Raw genomic sequence first — 17143 nt, 5'->3', positions numbered from 1 at the left:
CCCGGTGACGATCACAAGAACGCCAGCACCACGGCAAGGCAGAAAACCGCCGCCCAGACCGCCCAGAGAACCCGCACCGCGCCCGTGATATCCTGCGCCAGCAGGGGTTTGCGGCCGGCGGCATTCACGAAGGGAAACGCCTGCATCTGCCCGTCATAGGCGCGCGGCCCGGAAAGTGCGATTCCCAGCGCGCGGGCCATTGCCGCCTCGGGCCAGCCCGCGTTGGGCGAGCGGTGCAGCCGCGCATCGGCCACGATCCCGCGCCAGTCGCGCAAGCCACCCTGCGTCAGCGCGATCAGGGCCGCAGTGCCCCGCGCGGGCAGCAGGTTCAGCAGATCGTCGAACCGCGCCGCTGCCCATCCGAAGGCTTCATGCCGTGGCGTGCGATAGCCGATCATGCTGTCGGCGGTGTTGGTGATCTTGTAAAGCAGCAAGCCCGGCAGCCCGGCGACCGCGAACCAGAACAGCGGCGCGACCACCCCATCCGACATGTTCTCGGCGGCGGATTCGATCGCCGCGCGGGCCACGGCGCTTTCGTCCATCGCGCCGGTATCGCGGCTGACGATCATCGCCACGGCGCGGCGGCCTTCGGGCAGGCCGTGCCGCAGCCCCTCTGCCACGGCCTGCACATGCTCCACAAGGCTGCGCTGCGCGATCAGGATCGCGGCCACGATCACCTCGACCACCGTGCCCAAAGACGCCAGCGCCGCCCCCAGCGCCAGCGCGCCCAGGCCCAGCACGGTCATCACCGCCAGGCCCTTGATCCGCCGCGCAGCGCCCTGGTTGAAACGTGCATCGGCCCAACCGATCAGCCGCCCCATCAGCACCGCCGGATGCGGCAGGCGCGACCACAGCCACCGCGGCTCGCCGGCCCAGGCATCCAGCAGCATCGCCAGGATCAGGGTCACAGCGCGCCCTCGATCCGCGCCCAATCTGCGGGTGCGGGCAGACCAAGGCGGATCAGTGTGCGGGACCACGGAAAGATCCGGCTCCAGATCCGCGCGGCTGCCAGCCGCGCTTGCCAGGTTTCCGCGTCATCCACGGCATAAAGACGAAACAGGTCCGTTCCGCCCTCTGCTGTCGCGCCCGCACGGCGCATCAGCGCGTCAAGCCGCCCCGAATCCGCCGCCAATCGCGCCCGCGTGGCCCTGGCCCAGTCCCGGTCGGCCAGCGCCGCCGCCCCGATGGCCAGTGCGGGGCCGGAAACCGGCCAGGGCCCCAGCCCCTCGGCCAGCCGCGCCAGCAGTGCGGGATCTCCGATGGCAAAGCCAAGGCGCAAGCCCGCCAAACCCCAGAACTTGCCGAAACTCTTTAGGATGATCGCGCCCTCGCGCGGCAGATGCGGCAGCAAGGATCGGTCTGGCGCCACATCGCAAAAGCTTTCATCCACCACGACCAGTGGCGCATCCGCCAGGTCGGCCGGACCATACCATCGACCGTCCGGGTTGTTCGGATGCACGATGACCCGCGCCTGATGCGGCCCGTCGGCCTGCGGACGGATATCCCAGCCATGCAGGGCAAAGGCGGCGGCATGTTCGTTATAGGTCGGCTGCGGGATGTGGACGCGCCCCGCATTGGCAAGGCCCGGGATCCGGGCGATCAACGCCGATGCACCGGGGGCGGCAAGGATGCCCATGCCGTCCGGCACCTGCCACAGTTTGCGCGCCGCATCTTCCAGCGCCCGCGCCGCGCCGCGATCCGGCAGCGCGGTCCATGCGCTGTCGGGCAGATCGACGCGCGCAACCGGCCAAGGGCAGGGGTTGATGCCGGTGGACAGGTCGATCCATTCCGCCCGCGCCCCGCCGAAACAGGCCACCGCCCCGTCAAGCCCGCCTCCATGATCACGCAGGGCGCCACTGGGCCGGGGCAGGGCGGCATCCTGTGTCGGGTCGGTGTGAGTCTGGGTCATTGGCGGCTTTCGCATGCGGCCCATCAAGCGGATTCGCGCCCAAAGCGCAAGCCGGACAGCAAGGCTTCGCCGACCTGTTTGCGAAGTTAACAAATCCTTCGCAATCGTTAACACTTTGTTAGGTTTTGAGGATCATGACAGTCGGCACAAGCCGGGAAGACATGACAACCCGGCACCCCAGGGTACGGCGGATCCTGGTGACCGGATGAGGAAAGAATGATCGTCTTGATAGTCGAGCCTGACCCGGATCTCGGGCGGCTCTGGAAACGTCACATGGAACGGCAGGGCGCGCAGGTGCATCTGGTACACGGTCAATCCGCAGCCTTCGAACTGCTGCGCGCGCTGCCGGTGGACATGATCGTGCTGGATCTGGTCCTGCAAGAAGGCAGCGCCCTGGCCATAGCGGACTATTCCAGCTATCGCCGTCCCGCGGCGCAGGTGATCTTCGTGACGAACACAACCTTCTTTTCGGACGGCTCGATCTTCCTGCACAGCCCCAACGCATGCGCCTTTCTGCAAAGCAGCACCCCGCCCGAAGATCTGGCGGCGATGGTGTGCCACTACTGCAAGGCCGGCTGATCCGGGTACTCAGCCGCGCTCGTGGGGTGCGGATTTGATTAACCGCGCCGGTGGGGCGCGAGGAAATCCATGATCGGGTTGATCGGAATGATCCTGTAGGGGTTTATCGTCTCGTGGCTGTAATGATAGTGCCGCACGATATGATCCAGGTTCACTGTCTCGGCGACACCCGGCACCTGGTACAGTTCCCGCGTATAGGCCCAGAGGTTCGGGTAATCCACGATCCGCTTGCGGTTGCACTTGAAATGCAGGTGATAGACGGGATCGAACCGCACCAGCGTGGGAAACAGCCGCCAGTCCGCCTCGGTCATCCGGTCGCCCATCAGGTAGCGGTTGGCGGTCAGATGGCCTTCCAGCCAGTCCAGCGTCTCGAACAGCGGAACCACCGCCGCGTCATAGGCGCCTTGCGTGGTGGCGAACCCGGCCTTGTAGACGCCGTTGTTGAAGCTGTCATAGACGCGGGCGTTGACCTTTTCGATACCGTCCCGCAGGGCTTCGGGCCAGTAATCATCCCGGTTGCCGGTCAGACCGTCGAATGCGGAATTGAACATGCGGATGATTTCCGAACTCTCGTTCGACACGATGGTTTCGCGCTGTGTGTCATAAAGGATCGGCACCGTCACCCGTCCCGAGACCTCGGGATCGGTGCGGGTATAGATGTCACGCAAGAAAGGCAGGCCGAACAGGCGGTCGCCCGTGGCACCGGGATAATCCGTGGCGAAGGTCCAGCCATCGTTCAGCATGTCGGGATGCACCACCGACACATCGATATGATCGGTCAGACCTTTCAGCGCCCGAAAGATCAGCGTGCGATGCGCCCAGGGACAGGCCAACGAGACATAGAGGTGATAGCGGCCACTTTCGGCCTTGAAGCCGCCGGTTCCCGAAGGGCCCGCGCTGCCGTCTGGCGTGACCCAGTTGCGAAACCCCGCCGTGCTGCGCTTGAACGCGCCATCCGTGCTGCTGGTGTCGTACCAGGTGTCATGCCATTTGCCGTTGACCAGGTGGCCCATCTGTCAATCTCCTTCAGTGAACGGGCACATTAGGCCAGATCGCCCCGGACGATAACCCGGTGGATCGCGCATCCGCCCTGCATCAGCGCACATCGGCAAGGATCGCGGCATGTCCCGAATCGATCCGCCTTGTCGCGGGCAAGCTGCGTGAGGGCGCGCCTATCGGCCCCTGACCGGGGTCCTGACCGGGGTGACCTGTCACCCCTGCGCCGCAGCGCCCCGGGTTTCGCGCGCGAAACCCATGGTGCCGATTGGCCCGAGCAGGCCGGATTTCCTGAAAAAATGAATGAATCGTCATCGTGGTAACAGGCTGGAAACGAAGTGTCGTCAAAGCTTTACTTGACGATTTTCAACCAGGCCTCATCTTGGGGTCAGGAATGGTAAGGGGGATGCCATGACGACGTTTCTATCCAGGGAATTGCGCGACGGTCTGGCGGCCGCGCGCAAGCTGGCGCAAAAGCGCAAGAGCCGCTTGCGGATCGACGTTGACGGCAAGACCTATCCGGTCTTGCGGGTCTGGAATGGCGGTTTCGCGATGGATCTGGACGATGCCCCCCATCTGCGCGGACTGGTCGACCTTTACGATGGCGGGCGGCACCTGTCGCATTGCCTGATCGTCGCATCGGAAGCGCGCGAGGATGAGATGTGGTTCGATTTCAAGCGCAGCACCCTGGTTGCAGATCATGCAGCGCTGGATTTTGCGCGCGATGAGGCGGCACCCGTGGCGTTGATCGCACGGGACTGAACCCACCCAGTCACGCTAGCAAGGCGGGCCATCCAAACGGGCCAGCCGGAGCGAAAAAGCCCGGATCATAAACAGCGGATCATGACAAAAAGCGACCGAACCGGGCGGTGCACACGGCCCGGTCCTGGGCTGCGGTCACTGAAGATCGGCAAAGGCCTTCTGCATCCGCTCCACCGCTTGTTCCACCAGGGCGCGTGGCGTTGCCAGGTTGAACCGCAGGAAGGTCTCGCCCCCCTTGCCGAAGGTCGGCCCGTGATTGACCGCGATATGCGCGCCCTTTTCCACGCGGGCCGTGAATTCCGCAGGCTCCATCCCCGTTCCCGCGAAATCGACCCATGCGAGGTAAGTCGCCTCCAGCGGCATGGAAGACAGCCCCGGTATGGCGTTGATGCCCGCGTCGAACAGCTGCCGGTTTCCGTCCAGATAGATCATCAGATCATCGACCCAGGCCGCACCTTCGGGCGAATAGGCGGCGGTGGCCATGAACAGGCCAAAGGAATTGGGCGACAGACCCAGGGCCATCATCCGCCCTTCGAACCTTGCACGCAGGGCCGGATCGGGGATGATCACGTTGCCGGTATGGCTGCCCGCGATGTTGAAGGTCTTGGTCGTGGCGGCCATCATGATCAGCCGGTCCGCGATGCCCGCGTCCACATTGGCCATGGCCGTATGGGTGACGCCGGGAAAGACCAGATCGTGATGGATCTCGTCCGAGACCAGGATCAGGTCGTGCCGCTTGGCGAAATCGGCGACGGCCTGCAACTCGGCCCGCGTCCAGACACGCCCGCCCGGATTATGCGGCGAGCACAGGATCACCATCCTGGCGCTGCCGTCCATCTGGGCATCATAGGCATCGAAATCCATCTCGTAGCGCCCGGCAGTATTGACCAGCGGGCATTCGATCACCCGCCGCCCGTTGGCTTTGATGACCCTGGCGAAGGCGTGATAGACAGGTGTGAACAGCACCACCCCGTCTCCGGGTTGCGTATAGGTATCGACGCACATGGCGGTGCCATTGACCAGGCCATGGGTGCTGAAGATCCATTCAGGCTGCACCTGCCAGCCGTGGCGCGTCTGCATCCACCAGCAGATGGCCGCACGATAGGCGGCATCATCGCCGTAATAGCCAAAGACGCCGTGATCATGCATCCGCGCCACCGCGTCCTGAATGCAGTCGGGGGCGCGGAAATCCATGTCTGCGACCCACATCGGAATCCCATCAGAGGCCGGCACGCCATAGAGTTTTTCCATCATGTCCCATTTGGTGGAATGGGTGCCGAAACGGTTGATCGGGGTGTCAAAGCTCATCTGCATCTCCTGTTTGGGCGCAGCCTACCCGGTGGCTGGGCGGCTGCAACGGGCAATTTTGCGCCCGGCGGGCTGTTTTGCACCATTGCACCGCAAGGGCCGCTGTCCTATCTCGTGCTGCATGACAAAACGCCCGATCCTGATCCATCCCGACCCGCGCCTGAAGAAGGTCTCGGCCCCCGTGCCGGACCTGAGCGATGATCTGCGCCGCCTGGCCGATGACATGCTGGAAACCATGTATGACGCGCCAGGTATCGGGCTGGCCGCGCCGCAGGTGGGTGTAAACACCCGGCTGATCGTGCTGGATTGCGTCAAGGCCGAGGGCGAGGCGCCGCGCCCGCTGATCATGTTCAACCCCGAGATCATCGCATCCTCGGACGAGCGCAGCGTCTACGAGGAAGGCTGCCTGTCGATCCCCGAGCAATATGGCGAGGTCGAGCGCCCGGCCGAGGTCAGCGTGCGCTGGATCGACCGCAACGGGCATGAGCAGCAAGAAGATTTTGCCGGCCTCTGGGCCACCTGCGTGCAGCATGAGATCGACCATCTGGATGGCAAGCTGTTCATCGACTACCTCAAGCCGCTGCGCCGTCAGTTGATCACCCGACGGATGCAGAAGCTCAAGCGTGAACGGGCGCGGGTGTGAGCCTGCTGCCGATCCTGCGCTGGCCCGATGCGCGCCTGTCCAGCCTCTGCGATCCGGTGCAGCCCGGCGAAGATCTGGGCGATCTGGTGCGCGACATGTTCGAAACAATGTATACCGCCCCCGGACGCGGTCTGGCCGCGCCGCAGGTGGGTGTGATGAAGCGGCTTTTCGTGATGGATTGCGGCTGGAAGGAAGGCGATATGACCCCGATGGTGTGCATCAACCCCGAAATCCTGTCCTCCGACGGCATGGCGCCCGGCAGCGAGGGGTGCCTGTCGATCCCCGGCGTACTGGCCGAGGTGATGCGCCCCGAACGCATCACCCTGCGGTTCAATGACCTTGACGGACGCGCCCAAGAGGTGGAACTCGACGGGTTCGCGGCGCGCTGCGCCCAGCATGAGCTGGATCATCTGGACGGGATCGTGACCTTCGACCGGCTGTCCGACGAGGCGCGGCGCGTGGTCGAGGCCGCCTATTCCGTCAGCTTCCCGGTGCGCCCCGCGTGACCGCCCGGCGCTGCATCCCCTGGCCCGATGCGCGCCTGCGGACCCCTGCCGCCGATGTGGCCGAGGTGACCGACGAGATCCGCGCGATCTGGACCGACATGATCGACACGATGGAGGCGATGCCGGGCGTGGGCCTTGCCGCGCCCCAGATCGGCGTGATGCTGCGCCTTGCGGTGGTCGATGCCTCGGAGAAACGTGGCCAGGCGGTGCGGATGGCCAACCCCGAGGTCGTCCATGCCTCGGTCCAGCTGCGCGAACACGATGAGGCCAGCCCCAACCTGCCCGGCGTTTCGGCCCGGATCAGCCGCCCCCGCGCGGTGCTGGTGCGGTTTCTGAACGAACAGGGCGCGATCGAAGAGCGTGATTTCGTGGGCCTTTGGGCCACATCCGTGCAGCACCAGATCGACCATCTGGCAGGCCGGATGTATTTTGACCACCTGTCCAAGGTGAAACGCGACATGCTGATCCGCCGTGCAAGGAAACTGGCATGAGGCGGACAGCATGAGACTCGTCTTCATGGGCACGCCCGCGTTTTCGGTGCCGGTGCTGGATGCGCTGGTGAAGGCGGGCCACGACATCGCCGCCGTCTATTGCCAGCCGCCACGCCCGGCGGGTCGCGGCAAGAAGGAAACGCCCACCCCCGTGCATCAGCGCGCCATCGAGCTGGGCCTGCCGGTGCGCCATCCGGTCAGCCTGCGCGACGCACAGGCACAGGCGGATTTTGCCGCGCTTGACGCCGATCTGGCCGTGGTCGTGGCCTACGGGCTGATCCTGCCACAGGCGGTGCTTGATGCCCCCGAACACGGCTGTCTGAACATCCACGCCAGCCTGCTCCCGCGCTGGCGCGGCGCGGCCCCGATCCACCGCGCGATCATGGCGGGCGATGCCGAGACCGGCATCTGCATCATGCAGATGGAAGCGGGGCTGGATACCGGCCCCGTGCTGCTGCGCGAGGCCACCCCGATCGGACCCGAAGAGACCACGGGCCAACTGCATGACCGGCTGTCGCAGATGGGCGCGCGCCTGATCGTCGATGCGCTGGCGCGGCTGGACCGGCTGACGCCAGAGGCGCAGCCCGCCGCGGGCGTGACCTATGCCAGCAAGATCGACAAGACCGAAGCGGCCGTGGACTGGACCCGCCCCGCCGCCGATGTGGATCGCCTGATCCGGGGGCTGTCACCCTTTCCGGGTGCTTGGACCCAACATGACGGCCAGCGGATCAAGCTTCTGGCCTCGCGTCTGGCCAAAGGTGAGGGCACGCCCGGCGAGGTGCTGGACGATGCCCTGACGGTGGCCTGCGGAACCGGTGCCGTGCAGCTTTTGCGCTTGCAACGCGCCGGGCGCGGGGCGCAGGATGCGGCAGAGTTTCTGCGGGGGATGCCCCTGCCCAAGGGTGCGCGGCTTTAACAGGAGAGTGTCATGTTTCCCATGCTGATCGGTACGGTGGTGATTGCGGGGATCGTGGGCTACGTCTCGGAAAAGACCGGCTTTACCCGCAACGGAATCCTGCAATCCATCATCATTTGCGTCGGCGGGGCTTTCCTGTTCTACTTTGTGCGGATCATGTTCGGATTGAGCATCGGTAGCCCCGGCGTCGATGCGATCCTGTCCTCGGTCGGCGCGCTGATCCTGGTGCCGACCCATTGGCGCAAACGGTAGGGAGGGGCATGATGGGTGTGATCTGGTTGTTGATCGTCGGGGCTGCGGCGGGGTTCATCGCCACGCGGCTGATGCGGGTCGAGGCGGATATCGTCACCACAATCGTCATCGGCATGGTGGGCGCGCTGATCGGCGGGCTGGTGCTGCGCACGCTTCTGGCGGTGATGGGCATTGGCGCGGGTCTGGTCGGCGCCATCCTGGGATCGCTGCTGCTGATCTGGCTCTGGCAATTCTACACAGGGCGAAAATAACGCCTGTCCTGCCCGTTGCCGCGGCGCTTTCCGGATATTTGAAGCAAGAAGAAATCGCGGGTTACAGTGCCTTGGCCGCAGCGGCAAAGCGGCGTGCCTCGGTCGGGGCATGGCCCATCTGCGCGGCCGGGTCGAAGACCGGGGCAAGATCCAGATCGGGATAGGCCTGTATCGCCAGCGCGGCCAGATCCGCGCCGGTATCGCCCGCCTGTCGGCACAGGGACTTGATCGCGGCCTGCGCTTCGGGCCGGGGAAGGTTCTGGGCCAGCACGAAGCTGAGTGCTTCGGCGTGGATCAGGTTCTGACCATCTATCATGGCGGCCAGCATCTGTGCCGGGATGGGCTTCAGGCTGTGTGACAGGCTCTGGGCATGGATAAGCGTGGCGGTGGTCGCAAGGCAGATCTGCGGCAGGGTCAGCCATTCGGTGAACCATGTGGCTCCGTCCCGGTCCAGCCGGTGCAGTGCAGCCCCTTGCAGCGTGGCGTTCAGCCCCGCGACCTGCCGCGCACTGGCGGCCATGGCCGAGGGCAGCACCGGGTTCTGTTTCTGCGGCATGGTCGAGGAAGCGCCCGCGGCACCGAGCGAGACCTCTGCGATTCCTGTCTGGGTCAGCAGCAGCAGGTCTTCGGCCATCTTGCCAAGGGCCAGCGCAAGGCGCGTCTGCCAATCGGCCAGCCGCAGGATCGGGCCACGGTCGCTGTGCCAGCTGCGCGCCGGGTCATGCAGGTTCAGCGCCCGTGCCAGCGCCGCGCGTGTCTCCTGCGCTTTTGGCCCAAGGGCTGCAGAGGTGCCCGCCGCCCCCGAGAGCGAGACCCAGAGGCAGGATTGCCGCAAGGCGGGCAGTTCGGCCAGCAGGTCAAGAAGGGGCGCGCCCCAATGGGCAAGGGTCGCGCCAAAGCTGGTGGGCGTTGCATGCTGCCCATATGTCCGCGCGGCCATCGGGGTTGTCGCGTGATCGGCGGCCAGTTGCCCCAGCGCCCTGACGGTATCGGTCAGCATGTCCTGTTGCAGGGACAGCATCTGCCGCAGCCGCAGCATCAGCCCGGTGTCGATGATATCCTGCGATGTGGCGCCCCAATGGGCGTATTGCGCGTGTTCGGGTGCCTCCATCGCGGTGCGAAAGGCAGCGACGAGACCGGGGACCGAGACGCCGTTCTGCCCGGTGGGCGCGGCTAGGGCGGCAGGGTCGATCTGCACCTCCATCGCGGCGCGGTGGATGTAGGCGGCGGCGGTTTCCGGGATCACGCCAAGCGCACCCTGCGCCTTTGCAAGCGCCCCTTCGACCAGCAGCATGGCGCGCACCTCGGCGCTGTCGGTGAACAGTTTGCCGACCTCGCCCGAGGGGAACAAGCGGCTGTAGAGCGGGCTGTCGAACACCGATGCGGCCATGGATCAGCCCTTTGCGATTTGGGTCAGCAGATCGGCCAGCCCGGCCGGATCGGCGAAGAAGGGCGAATGCCCTGTCGGCATGGCATGGACATCCTGCGCGGGCCAGCCTTCGGTCATCGTGCGCTGGTATTCGGGCGGGATCGTGCGGTCATCGTCGCAGCGGATATAGCTGCGCTTCACGCTGGCATAGGCATCGGTCAGCCGGATCGGCGTGGCCTGCGGCCTGATCGCCTGGATGCACAGGCGCGGCAGTGCATAGTCCACCGCCTCGGCCGGGCAATCATTGTAGAACAGCGCGGGCGCCTTCGACAGGTCGACGCGAAAGGCCAGGCCATCCTCGGTCCTGATCGCGGCATCGGCCATGGGCTGGCGCGGCGCTTCGGCGCGCATCTCGACCAGGCTGCGACCGTCCTGCGCGGCATAGGCACATAGATAAATCAGCCGGTCGATCTTGTCCGGGGCCATTTCGGCGGCCAGCGAGATGGGAAAGCCCGCCATGGAATGGCCTACCAGCGTGACGGGCGTGTCGATCGCGTCAACGATCGCGCGGGCGTAGCCTTCCAGCGTGACCTCCTGGTAGGGGGTCGCGTCCTGCCCGTGCCCCGGCAGGTCGATGGCGCGGGCAGTATGGCCGCGCGCCACAAGTTCCGGGATCAGGTCACGCCAGCACCACGCGCCGTGGCACGATCCGTGGATCAGAAGAAAATCAGCCATTCAGATATCCAGAAATACCGTTTCATGATCGCCCTGAAGGCGGATGTCGAAACGATACTGGCCCTCGCCGGTCTTCTTTGCAATCAGTGTATCCACACGCGGACGCTGTTCGATGCGCGCCAGCAGCGAATCTGTGCTGTTATCCTCATCCTCGAAATAGATGCGGGTGGACAGCCCGATGTTGATCCCCCGCGCCACCACCCAGAGGCTGATATGCGGCGCCTGCGTCGCGCCGCCACGCTGGGGCACGGGGCCAGGTTTCACGGTGGTCAGGGTAAACAGCCCGCTGTCCTTGTCGGCGGCAAAGCGGCAGAAGCCGCTGACGGCAGGATCGGCACCCTCCTGGCCCGCAAAAAGCCCCGCCGCATCCGGTTGCCAGCTTTCCATCATCGCATCGCGCAGCGCCCAGCCGGTGCCGTCGATCACGGCGCCGGTGATGGTGATGATCTGGCCCTTGGCGCCCGGCGCGATGGGGGACAGGCCCAGATCCTGCGGATAGACGCCGGGCAGCCCCGCAAAGGTCGGAATGCAGCCGATGTGAACATATGGCCCTGCGGTCTGCGAAGGGGTTTCGATCAGCGTATCAAGCGGTTGCACCATGGCTTACATCCCTTCCAGTCGGTTTTCGAACATGGTCTGGCGGCGGCCGCGCAGCACGATGTCGAACTTGTAGGCCAGAAAATCCAGCGGCCTTGCGCGCGCCATGTCCAGCGGCGCCACCAGGCGGTCAAGCTGGCTGCGGTTCTTGATCGTCGCCGCGATGGGGCAGCGGTCGATCAGGGGATCGCCTTCGAAATACATCTGCGTGATCAGGCGCTGCCCGAAGCTGTGCCCGAAGACCGAAATATGGATATGCATCGGTCGCCAGTCATTGGCGCGGTTGGGCCAGGGATAGGCACCGGGCCGGATCGTCAGAAATTGATAGCGCCCTTCCGCATCGGTGATCGTGCGCCCGCAGCCGCCGAAATTCGGATCGAGCGGGGCAAGGTAGTTGTCCTTGACATGACGATAGCGCCCGCCTGCATTGGCCTGCCAGATCTCGACCAGCGTATGTGGCACGGGGCGCGCGTTTTCATCCAGAACGCGGCCATGCATCAGGATGCGCTCGCCGATCGCGGGGCTGCCATCCTTGGAGAAGTTCAGGATCAGGTTGTTGTCCAGCGGCCCCAGCAGGGAATTCCCGAAACGCGGGCCTGTTTCCTCTGACGGGGTGCTTTCCATCGACAGCAGCGGCCATTTCGGCGAGCGCGGGACGGATGTCTTGTAGTCCGGATCATAGGGCACCGGGTGCATGTCCCGCTGGCGCGGGATCAAAGGGCCGTTATCGGTCATGTCTTTCATCATCTGCCTCCATCTCGGCATAGGTGGCCTTGGCCAGTTTCAGCGCGTGATTGGCGCGCGGCACACCGGCATAGATCGCGACATGCTGAAATGCCTCCAGCACATCCTGCTTGCTGGCGCCGGTGCGAATGGTCGCGCGGATATGCATCGGGATTTCCTCGAAGTTGCCGGTCGCGGCCAGCAGCGCCAGCGTCAGCATCGAGCGTTCCCGCAGCGATATCCCGTCGGACGCCCAGACCGTGCCCCATGCCCCTTCGGTGATCAGCGTCTGGAACGGTTCGTCAAACGGGGTCTTGGCCCGTTCCGCCCGGTCCACATGGGCGTCACCCAGGACCTTGCGGCGCACCTTCATGCCCTTGTCGAAACGCTCAGACATGGCCCACGTCCTGCATGAACCTTGTCAATACGGTTGCGTATTCTTCGGGCTGTTCGACGCAAGGCAGATGGCCCGCCTTGCGGATCAGATGGAATTGCGATCCGGGGATCAGGTCGACGGTCTCGCGCACCAGATCGGGCGGGGTCGATCCATCGTCGGACCCGGCAATGCCCAGGGTGGGCAGGCGCAGGCCACTGGTGGGCGTGTAGAAATCCGTCCCCGAAATGGCGGCCGAACAGCCCATGTAACCTTCGGCGGGCTGGCGTACCAGCATGTTGCGCCAGGCATGGAATTGATCGGTCTTGCGGAACGGGGCGGAAAACCAGCGCTCCATGATACTGTCCGCCAGCGCCTCGATCCCGCCGGCCCTCACGGCGGCGATCCGGTCATCCCACATCGCGGGCTGGCCGATCCTGGCGCCCGTGTTGGACAGCACCATGGCGCGCACCAGGTCCATCCGCTTGACCGCAAGGCCCTGCGCGATCATGCCGCCGATGGACAGGCCCACGAAAAGCGCATCCTTGACCGCAAGGTGATCCATCAGCCGTTCCGCATCGCGCACCAGCGTGCCCATGGAATAGGGTGCGGGTGTCAGTTCGGTCAGGCCATGGCCGCGCTTGTCATAGCGGATGTATTTCAGCCCCTGCGGCAGCAGCGGCAGCACCTGGTCCCACAGCCGCAGATCGGTGCCCAGCGAGTTTGCAAAGACAACGGGCCGCCCATCGGGGTTGCCGTCGATACGGTAATGGACTTTCAGGTCTCCGAGGTCGGCGATACGCATCAGTATGGCAATCCTACATAATTTTCGGCCATGACGCGCTGCGCCGCGGCAGAGGTTTCCAGGTAGTCCAGCTCGGCCTCCTGCATGCGCTGCTCGAATGCCGACTGGTTCGGGAACCGGTGTAGCATGGTGGTCAGCGACCAGGAAAATCTTTCCGATTTCCAGACGCGCGCCAGGGCGCGTTCGGAATATTTCTGCACGCCTTCGTTATCGCCCTGGTAATACTGGATCAGACCTTCATGCAGGTAATGCACATCGCCGATGGCCAGGTTCAGCCCCTTGGCCCCTGTGGGCGGCACGATATGCGCGGCATCCCCAACAAGGAATAGCCGCCCCCAGCGCATCGGTTCGGCCACGAAGGACCGCAGCGGCGCGATGGATTTCTCGATCGACGGGCCGGTCACAAGGCTTTCGGCGGCATCGGCCGGGATGCGGCGGCGCAGCTCGTCCCAGAAGGCCTGATCGGACCATTGATCGACCGAGTCGGTCAGCGGGCATTGCACGTAATAGCGGCTGAGGTTGGCATTGCGCATCGAACACAGCGCGAAACCCCGTTCATGGTTGGCATAGATCAGTTCGTGACTGACGGGCGGGGTTTCCGACAGGATGCCCAGCCAGCCGAAGGGATAGACACGTTCGTATTCGCGCAGCACATCGGCGGGAATTTCCTTGCGGCAGGGGCCGTGGAACCCGTCGCAGCCAGCCACGAAATCGCAATCGATCCGGTGGACCTTGCCATCCTTGAGATAGGTCACATAGGGCTTGTCTGTTTCCAGCCCGTGCGGCTTGACGCCTGCCGCCTCGTGGATGACCACGCCGCCGGCCTTGTCGCGCGCAGCATAGAGATCGCGCGTCACCTCGGTCTGGCCATAGACCATGACCTGCTTGCCCACCAGTTCGTCAAAGGCCACGCGAAAGCCCCGGTTGCGCGCGGCAAGATAGGTGCCGCCATGCACGAAGCCTTCCTTGTCCATGCGCGCGCCCACGCCCGCCTTGCGCAGCATCTCGACGCTGCCCCATTCCAGCACGCCCGCGCGGATGCGGCTGAGAACGTAATCGCGGGTCTGGCGTTCCAGAACCACCGTGTCGATGCCTGCATTGTGCAGCAGTTGTGACAGCAGCAGGCCCGATGGCCCCCCGCCGATGATGCAGACCTGTGTACGCATGTGATGCCCCCCTGTTCGCCAGACGAGGGAAGCAAAAATAGTTTACTCTGTCAATTAAATTACGACAGGCGTGACCCTGTCACGGCTTGAGGGTATTGAGCGCCTCTTCATACATCTCCAGATCCACATTCCCGCCCGAGGCCACCACGATCACGGCATCGCCCTCGATCTGGTCGCGCCGGTTGAGGGCCGCAGCCAGCGCCACTGCACCGCCCGGTTCCAGCACGATCTTGAAGCGCAGAAAGGCCTGCGCCATGGCGCGCAGCGCTTCCTGATCGGTCACCACAAGACCCGGACCGCACAGCCGCTGCATGATCGGAAAGGTCAGCCTGCCGGGGCTGGGTGTGACGATCGCATCGCAGATGCTGCCGGTCATGCTGGCATTGCGCTGGATCGAACCCGCGGCCAGCGACCGTGTGGTATCGTCGAAATCCTTGGGCTCGACGGGGCGCGCGCGCAGGCCGGGGGCCTCTGCCTCCAGCGCCAGCGCGATGCCCGACGTCAAGCCGCCACCGCCACAACACACCAGAACATCGGCCGTGTCGATACCTTCGGCCCGCGCCTGTTCCGCGATCTCAAGCCCCGTGGTGCCCTGGCCCGCGATGACCTGCGGCTCGTCGAATGGCTTGATCAGGGTCAGGCCGCGCTCTTGCGACATGCGTTCGCCGATGGCGTCGCGATCCTCGGTCGCGCGATCATAAAGCACGACCTCGGCCCCCAGCGCGCGGGTATTCTCGATCTTCAGGCGCGGCGCATCGGATGGCATGATGATCACCGACGGCACCCCATGCTGGGTTGCCGCCAGCGCCACGCCCTGTGCGTGATTGCCCGATGAAAAGGCGATCACACCGCGCGCGCGCAGATCCTCGGGCAGGGCCGACACGGCGGAGTAGCCGCCGCGATACTTGAAGCTGCCGGTATGTTGCAGACATTCCGCCTTGATGAAGACCCGACGCCCGGCCAGGTGATCTATGAAGGGCGAAGACAGCAGCGGGGTCACCCGCGCATGGCCCTTGAGGCGGTCTGCCGCGGCGCGGATCATCTCGATATTCATGTCATCTGCTCCAGCCAGCGATGCAGCGCCGCAAGCGCCTGCGGTTCGTCAAGAAAGGGGATATGCGCGCGGTCGGGTACATCGGCCACGATCAGGCCGGGCATCCGGTCCGCCATCCGCGCCACGGTGGCGGCGCTCAGCAGGTCCGAATTCATGCCATGGATCACCGCGCAAGGTAGCGGGGCCAGCGCATCGAATAGCGGCCACAGGTCGGGTGCGCCCTTGGCCCCGGCGGCGATTACGGCATCGCGCAGGCCGGGGTCATAGTTGATCCTGACGCCTTGGGGTGTTTCCACATGGGTGTGGGTCACTTCCTGGCGCCAGCGTTCCAGGGCGACGCCGGGGAATTTTGCCGCCATTGCCGCGGCGCGCTGCGCTGCCAGATCGTCAAATGTCGCGGCATCGGGATCGCGGCCCAGGTAGCCCATGATCACATCGAGCCCGGCAGGGTCCAGCTCTGGCCCGATGTCGTTCAGCGCCACGCCCAGCAGCCGGTGCTTGGCCATGGCGGCCAGCACCATGGCGATCAGCCCCCCGCGCGATGTGCCGATGATCGCGGCCTTGTCCAGCTTCAGATGATCCAGCAGCTCCAGCACGTCCAGCGCCTCGCGCGGCACGGTATAGCTCAGCGGATCGGGCGACCGGTCCGATTGCCCGCGCCCGCGATAGTCAAGCCTGATCAGGCGCACGCCGCCAAGATGCGGGGCCACAAAGTCGAAATCGCGCGCATTGCGCGTCAGTCCCGACAGGCACAGCACCGGCAGGCCCGCGCCTTCATCCTCGTAATGCAGCGACAAGCCGTCCGACGTTGAAAAACGCGGCATCAGCGGGTCACCAGTGCGGGGATCGCCGTCAGATCCTTCAGCACGTGATGCGGTCGGCCCGGCAAGCGATCCACCGGGTCGCCCGCGCGGTTGACCCATGCGGTTTCGAACCCATAGGCCGCGGCGGCCCCGGCATCCCAGCCGTTCGACGACACGAACAGCACATGCGACTTGGCGCAGCCGAAGCGCTGGATTACCATGTCATAGACCTGCGGCGCCGGCTTGAAGATCCCCACCGATTCGACGGACAGCACATCATCCAGCAATTCGCTCAAGCCGGCGGATTGCACCGCACCCGACAGCATCTCGGGGCTGCCGTTTGACAGGATCGCCGTGTTCATTCCCGCAGCCTTGAGGTCCGTCAGCATGGCGGGCACCTCGGGAAAGGCGCTGAGTTGCCAGTAAAGCGCCAGCAGACGGTCGCGCAACGCTGTGTCGCCCGCCAGCCCCTGCGCCTCAAGCGCCCAGTCCAGCCCGTCCTGGGTGACAGTCCAGAAATCGGTGTGATCGCCGGTGATGGCGCGCAACCAGCTGTATTGCAGTTGTTTCTGGCGCCATTTTTCCGAGATCGCGGGCCAGTGATTGGCGAAATCCTCGCGGCCCGGTTCCGCGGCCACCTGGCGCGCTGCCGCGGCCACGTCGAACAATGTCCCGTAGGCGTCGAATATGCAGGTCGTGATCATCTGTCGGCAACGTCCTTTTTGCGCCAAGACTGGCACGGCGACGCGTAGGGGAAAAGAGTTAATGAGCATGGAATGCCCTGATCCCGCGGCCGGTTTGCAAATTCCGCCCCGCCTCTGTAGCCTTGGGCGCGTCAACCCGAGCACCCGTTCGCGCCAAAGGCGAAACGGCCTCGATCATTCATCTTTCCCAAGCAGAAATGG

The 17143-nt window shown here is 64.9% G+C and carries 22 protein-coding genes; 8 read left to right on the top strand and 14 right to left on the bottom strand.

The genetic code is table 11. The annotated features are described in order from the left end of the window. Positions 1–11: 11 nt before the first annotated feature. Both cbiB and ACFQ3C_RS07795 read right to left on the bottom strand, forming a co-directional pair. On the bottom strand, positions 12–908 hold the full coding sequence (gene cbiB, locus ACFQ3C_RS07800; protein ID WP_380790210.1) for an adenosylcobinamide-phosphate synthase CbiB: 897 nt from the start codon (positions 906–908) through the stop codon (positions 12–14). Then, the gene (locus tag ACFQ3C_RS07795; RefSeq protein WP_380790208.1) at positions 905–1909 is read right to left on the bottom strand and encodes an aminotransferase class I/II-fold pyridoxal phosphate-dependent enzyme; all 1005 of its coding nucleotides are present in this window, start codon (positions 1907–1909) and stop codon (positions 905–907) included. The genes cbiB and ACFQ3C_RS07795 overlap by 4 nt, the downstream gene beginning before the upstream one ends. Before the next feature lie 216 nt (positions 1910–2125). On the opposite strand from ACFQ3C_RS07795, the gene ACFQ3C_RS07790 reads away from it, so the two are divergent. Next, positions 2126–2488 (top strand): response regulator transcription factor, encoded by a 363-nt coding sequence (locus tag ACFQ3C_RS07790; RefSeq protein ID WP_380790205.1) that lies wholly within the window; start codon positions 2126–2128, stop codon positions 2486–2488. 38 nt (positions 2489–2526) lie between these two features. On the opposite strand, the gene ACFQ3C_RS07785 is transcribed toward ACFQ3C_RS07790, so the two are convergent. Then, the gene (locus ACFQ3C_RS07785; protein WP_380790203.1) at positions 2527–3501 is read right to left on the bottom strand and encodes a glutathione S-transferase family protein; all 975 of its coding nucleotides are present in this window, start codon (positions 3499–3501) and stop codon (positions 2527–2529) included. Positions 3502–3895: 394 nt separating this feature from the next. Here ACFQ3C_RS07785 and ACFQ3C_RS07780 point away from each other — a divergent pair, with 394 nt between their 5' ends. Then, entirely contained in the window at positions 3896–4246 is a 351-nt protein-coding gene (locus ACFQ3C_RS07780) for a hypothetical protein (RefSeq protein WP_380790201.1), read from the top strand. Positions 4247–4381: 135 nt separating this feature from the next. On the opposite strand, the gene ACFQ3C_RS07775 is transcribed toward ACFQ3C_RS07780, so the two are convergent. Beyond that, on the bottom strand, positions 4382–5554 hold the full coding sequence (locus ACFQ3C_RS07775; protein ID WP_380790198.1) for a MalY/PatB family protein: 1173 nt from the start codon (positions 5552–5554) through the stop codon (positions 4382–4384). 121 nt (positions 5555–5675) lie between these two features. Between ACFQ3C_RS07775 and def (ACFQ3C_RS07770) the strand changes: the two genes are divergently transcribed. From def (ACFQ3C_RS07770) to ACFQ3C_RS07745, 6 genes are read left to right on the top strand one after another with little or no spacing between them, the layout of a single operon-like run. Continuing rightward, positions 5676–6197, top strand: a complete 522-nt coding sequence (gene def / locus ACFQ3C_RS07770) for a peptide deformylase (RefSeq protein WP_380790196.1) — start codon at positions 5676–5678, stop codon at positions 6195–6197. Continuing rightward, positions 6194–6703, top strand: a complete 510-nt coding sequence (def, locus tag ACFQ3C_RS07765) for a peptide deformylase (RefSeq protein WP_380790194.1) — start codon at positions 6194–6196, stop codon at positions 6701–6703. Before def (ACFQ3C_RS07770) ends, def (ACFQ3C_RS07765) begins: the two co-directional genes overlap by 4 nt. After that, positions 6700–7194: a peptide deformylase gene (gene def, locus ACFQ3C_RS07760; protein WP_380790192.1), complete on the top strand. Its 495-nt coding sequence runs from the start codon at positions 6700–6702 to the stop codon at positions 7192–7194. The genes def (ACFQ3C_RS07765) and def (ACFQ3C_RS07760) overlap by 4 nt, the downstream gene beginning before the upstream one ends. A 10-nt stretch (positions 7195–7204) precedes the next feature. Next, on the top strand, positions 7205–8110 hold the full coding sequence (gene fmt / locus ACFQ3C_RS07755) for a methionyl-tRNA formyltransferase (RefSeq protein WP_380790190.1): 906 nt from the start codon (positions 7205–7207) through the stop codon (positions 8108–8110). 12 nt (positions 8111–8122) lie between these two features. Further along, positions 8123–8362, top strand: coding sequence for a hypothetical protein (locus ACFQ3C_RS07750; protein ID WP_380790188.1), 240 nt, complete (start codon positions 8123–8125; stop codon positions 8360–8362). A gap of 11 nt (positions 8363–8373) precedes the next feature. Beyond that, on the top strand, positions 8374–8613 hold the full coding sequence (locus ACFQ3C_RS07745) for a GlsB/YeaQ/YmgE family stress response membrane protein (protein WP_380790186.1): 240 nt from the start codon (positions 8374–8376) through the stop codon (positions 8611–8613). Between the two features lie 61 nt (positions 8614–8674). Here ACFQ3C_RS07745 and ACFQ3C_RS07740 read toward each other — a convergent pair whose 3' ends face one another. The 10 genes from ACFQ3C_RS07740 to ACFQ3C_RS07695 all read right to left on the bottom strand — a co-directional run bounded on the left by ACFQ3C_RS07740 (position 8675) and on the right by ACFQ3C_RS07695 (position 16942). After that, complete coding sequence (locus tag ACFQ3C_RS07740; RefSeq protein WP_380790184.1) at positions 8675–10003, bottom strand: lyase family protein; 1329 nt, start codon at positions 10001–10003, stop codon at positions 8675–8677. A gap of 3 nt (positions 10004–10006) precedes the next feature. Further along, the gene (locus ACFQ3C_RS07735) at positions 10007–10717 is read right to left on the bottom strand and encodes an alpha/beta fold hydrolase (protein WP_380790182.1); all 711 of its coding nucleotides are present in this window, start codon (positions 10715–10717) and stop codon (positions 10007–10009) included. After that, complete coding sequence (gene pcaG / locus ACFQ3C_RS07730) at positions 10718–11317, bottom strand: protocatechuate 3,4-dioxygenase subunit alpha (protein WP_380790180.1); 600 nt, start codon at positions 11315–11317, stop codon at positions 10718–10720. Positions 11318–11320: 3 nt separating this feature from the next. Then, positions 11321–12049 (bottom strand): protocatechuate 3,4-dioxygenase subunit beta, encoded by a 729-nt coding sequence (gene pcaH, locus ACFQ3C_RS07725; protein WP_380790178.1) that lies wholly within the window; start codon positions 12047–12049, stop codon positions 11321–11323. Then, complete coding sequence (gene pcaC / locus ACFQ3C_RS07720) at positions 12039–12434, bottom strand: 4-carboxymuconolactone decarboxylase (RefSeq protein WP_380790176.1); 396 nt, start codon at positions 12432–12434, stop codon at positions 12039–12041. The genes pcaH and pcaC overlap by 11 nt, the downstream gene beginning before the upstream one ends. After that, a complete protein-coding gene (gene pcaD / locus ACFQ3C_RS07715; protein ID WP_380790174.1) occupies positions 12427–13215 on the bottom strand; it encodes a 3-oxoadipate enol-lactonase in 789 nt (262 codons plus the stop codon). The genes pcaC and pcaD overlap by 8 nt, the downstream gene beginning before the upstream one ends. Next, positions 13215–14381 (bottom strand): 4-hydroxybenzoate 3-monooxygenase, encoded by a 1167-nt coding sequence (gene pobA, locus ACFQ3C_RS07710; protein ID WP_380790172.1) that lies wholly within the window; start codon positions 14379–14381, stop codon positions 13215–13217. Before pobA ends, pcaD begins: the two co-directional genes overlap by 1 nt. Positions 14382–14460: 79 nt before the next feature. Then, positions 14461–15435 carry a threonine ammonia-lyase gene (locus ACFQ3C_RS07705; protein WP_380790170.1) on the bottom strand — a complete coding sequence of 325 codons (975 nt, stop codon included), beginning with the start codon at positions 15433–15435 and terminating at the stop codon, positions 14461–14463. Beyond that, positions 15432–16259: an alpha/beta fold hydrolase gene (locus tag ACFQ3C_RS07700; RefSeq protein ID WP_380790168.1), complete on the bottom strand. Its 828-nt coding sequence runs from the start codon at positions 16257–16259 to the stop codon at positions 15432–15434. The genes ACFQ3C_RS07705 and ACFQ3C_RS07700 overlap by 4 nt, the downstream gene beginning before the upstream one ends. Further along, a complete protein-coding gene (locus ACFQ3C_RS07695) occupies positions 16259–16942 on the bottom strand; it encodes a haloacid dehalogenase type II (protein WP_380790166.1) in 684 nt (227 codons plus the stop codon). Before ACFQ3C_RS07695 ends, ACFQ3C_RS07700 begins: the two co-directional genes overlap by 1 nt. Positions 16943–17143: the final 201 nt, after the last annotated feature.

It is taken from the genome of Seohaeicola saemankumensis (assembly GCF_042678485.1).
GTDB lineage: Bacteria > Pseudomonadota > Alphaproteobacteria > Rhodobacterales > Rhodobacteraceae > Seohaeicola > Seohaeicola saemankumensis.
Note: the sequence above shows the minus strand (reverse complement) of the source record. Positions and strands in the feature narration are given on the sequence as shown.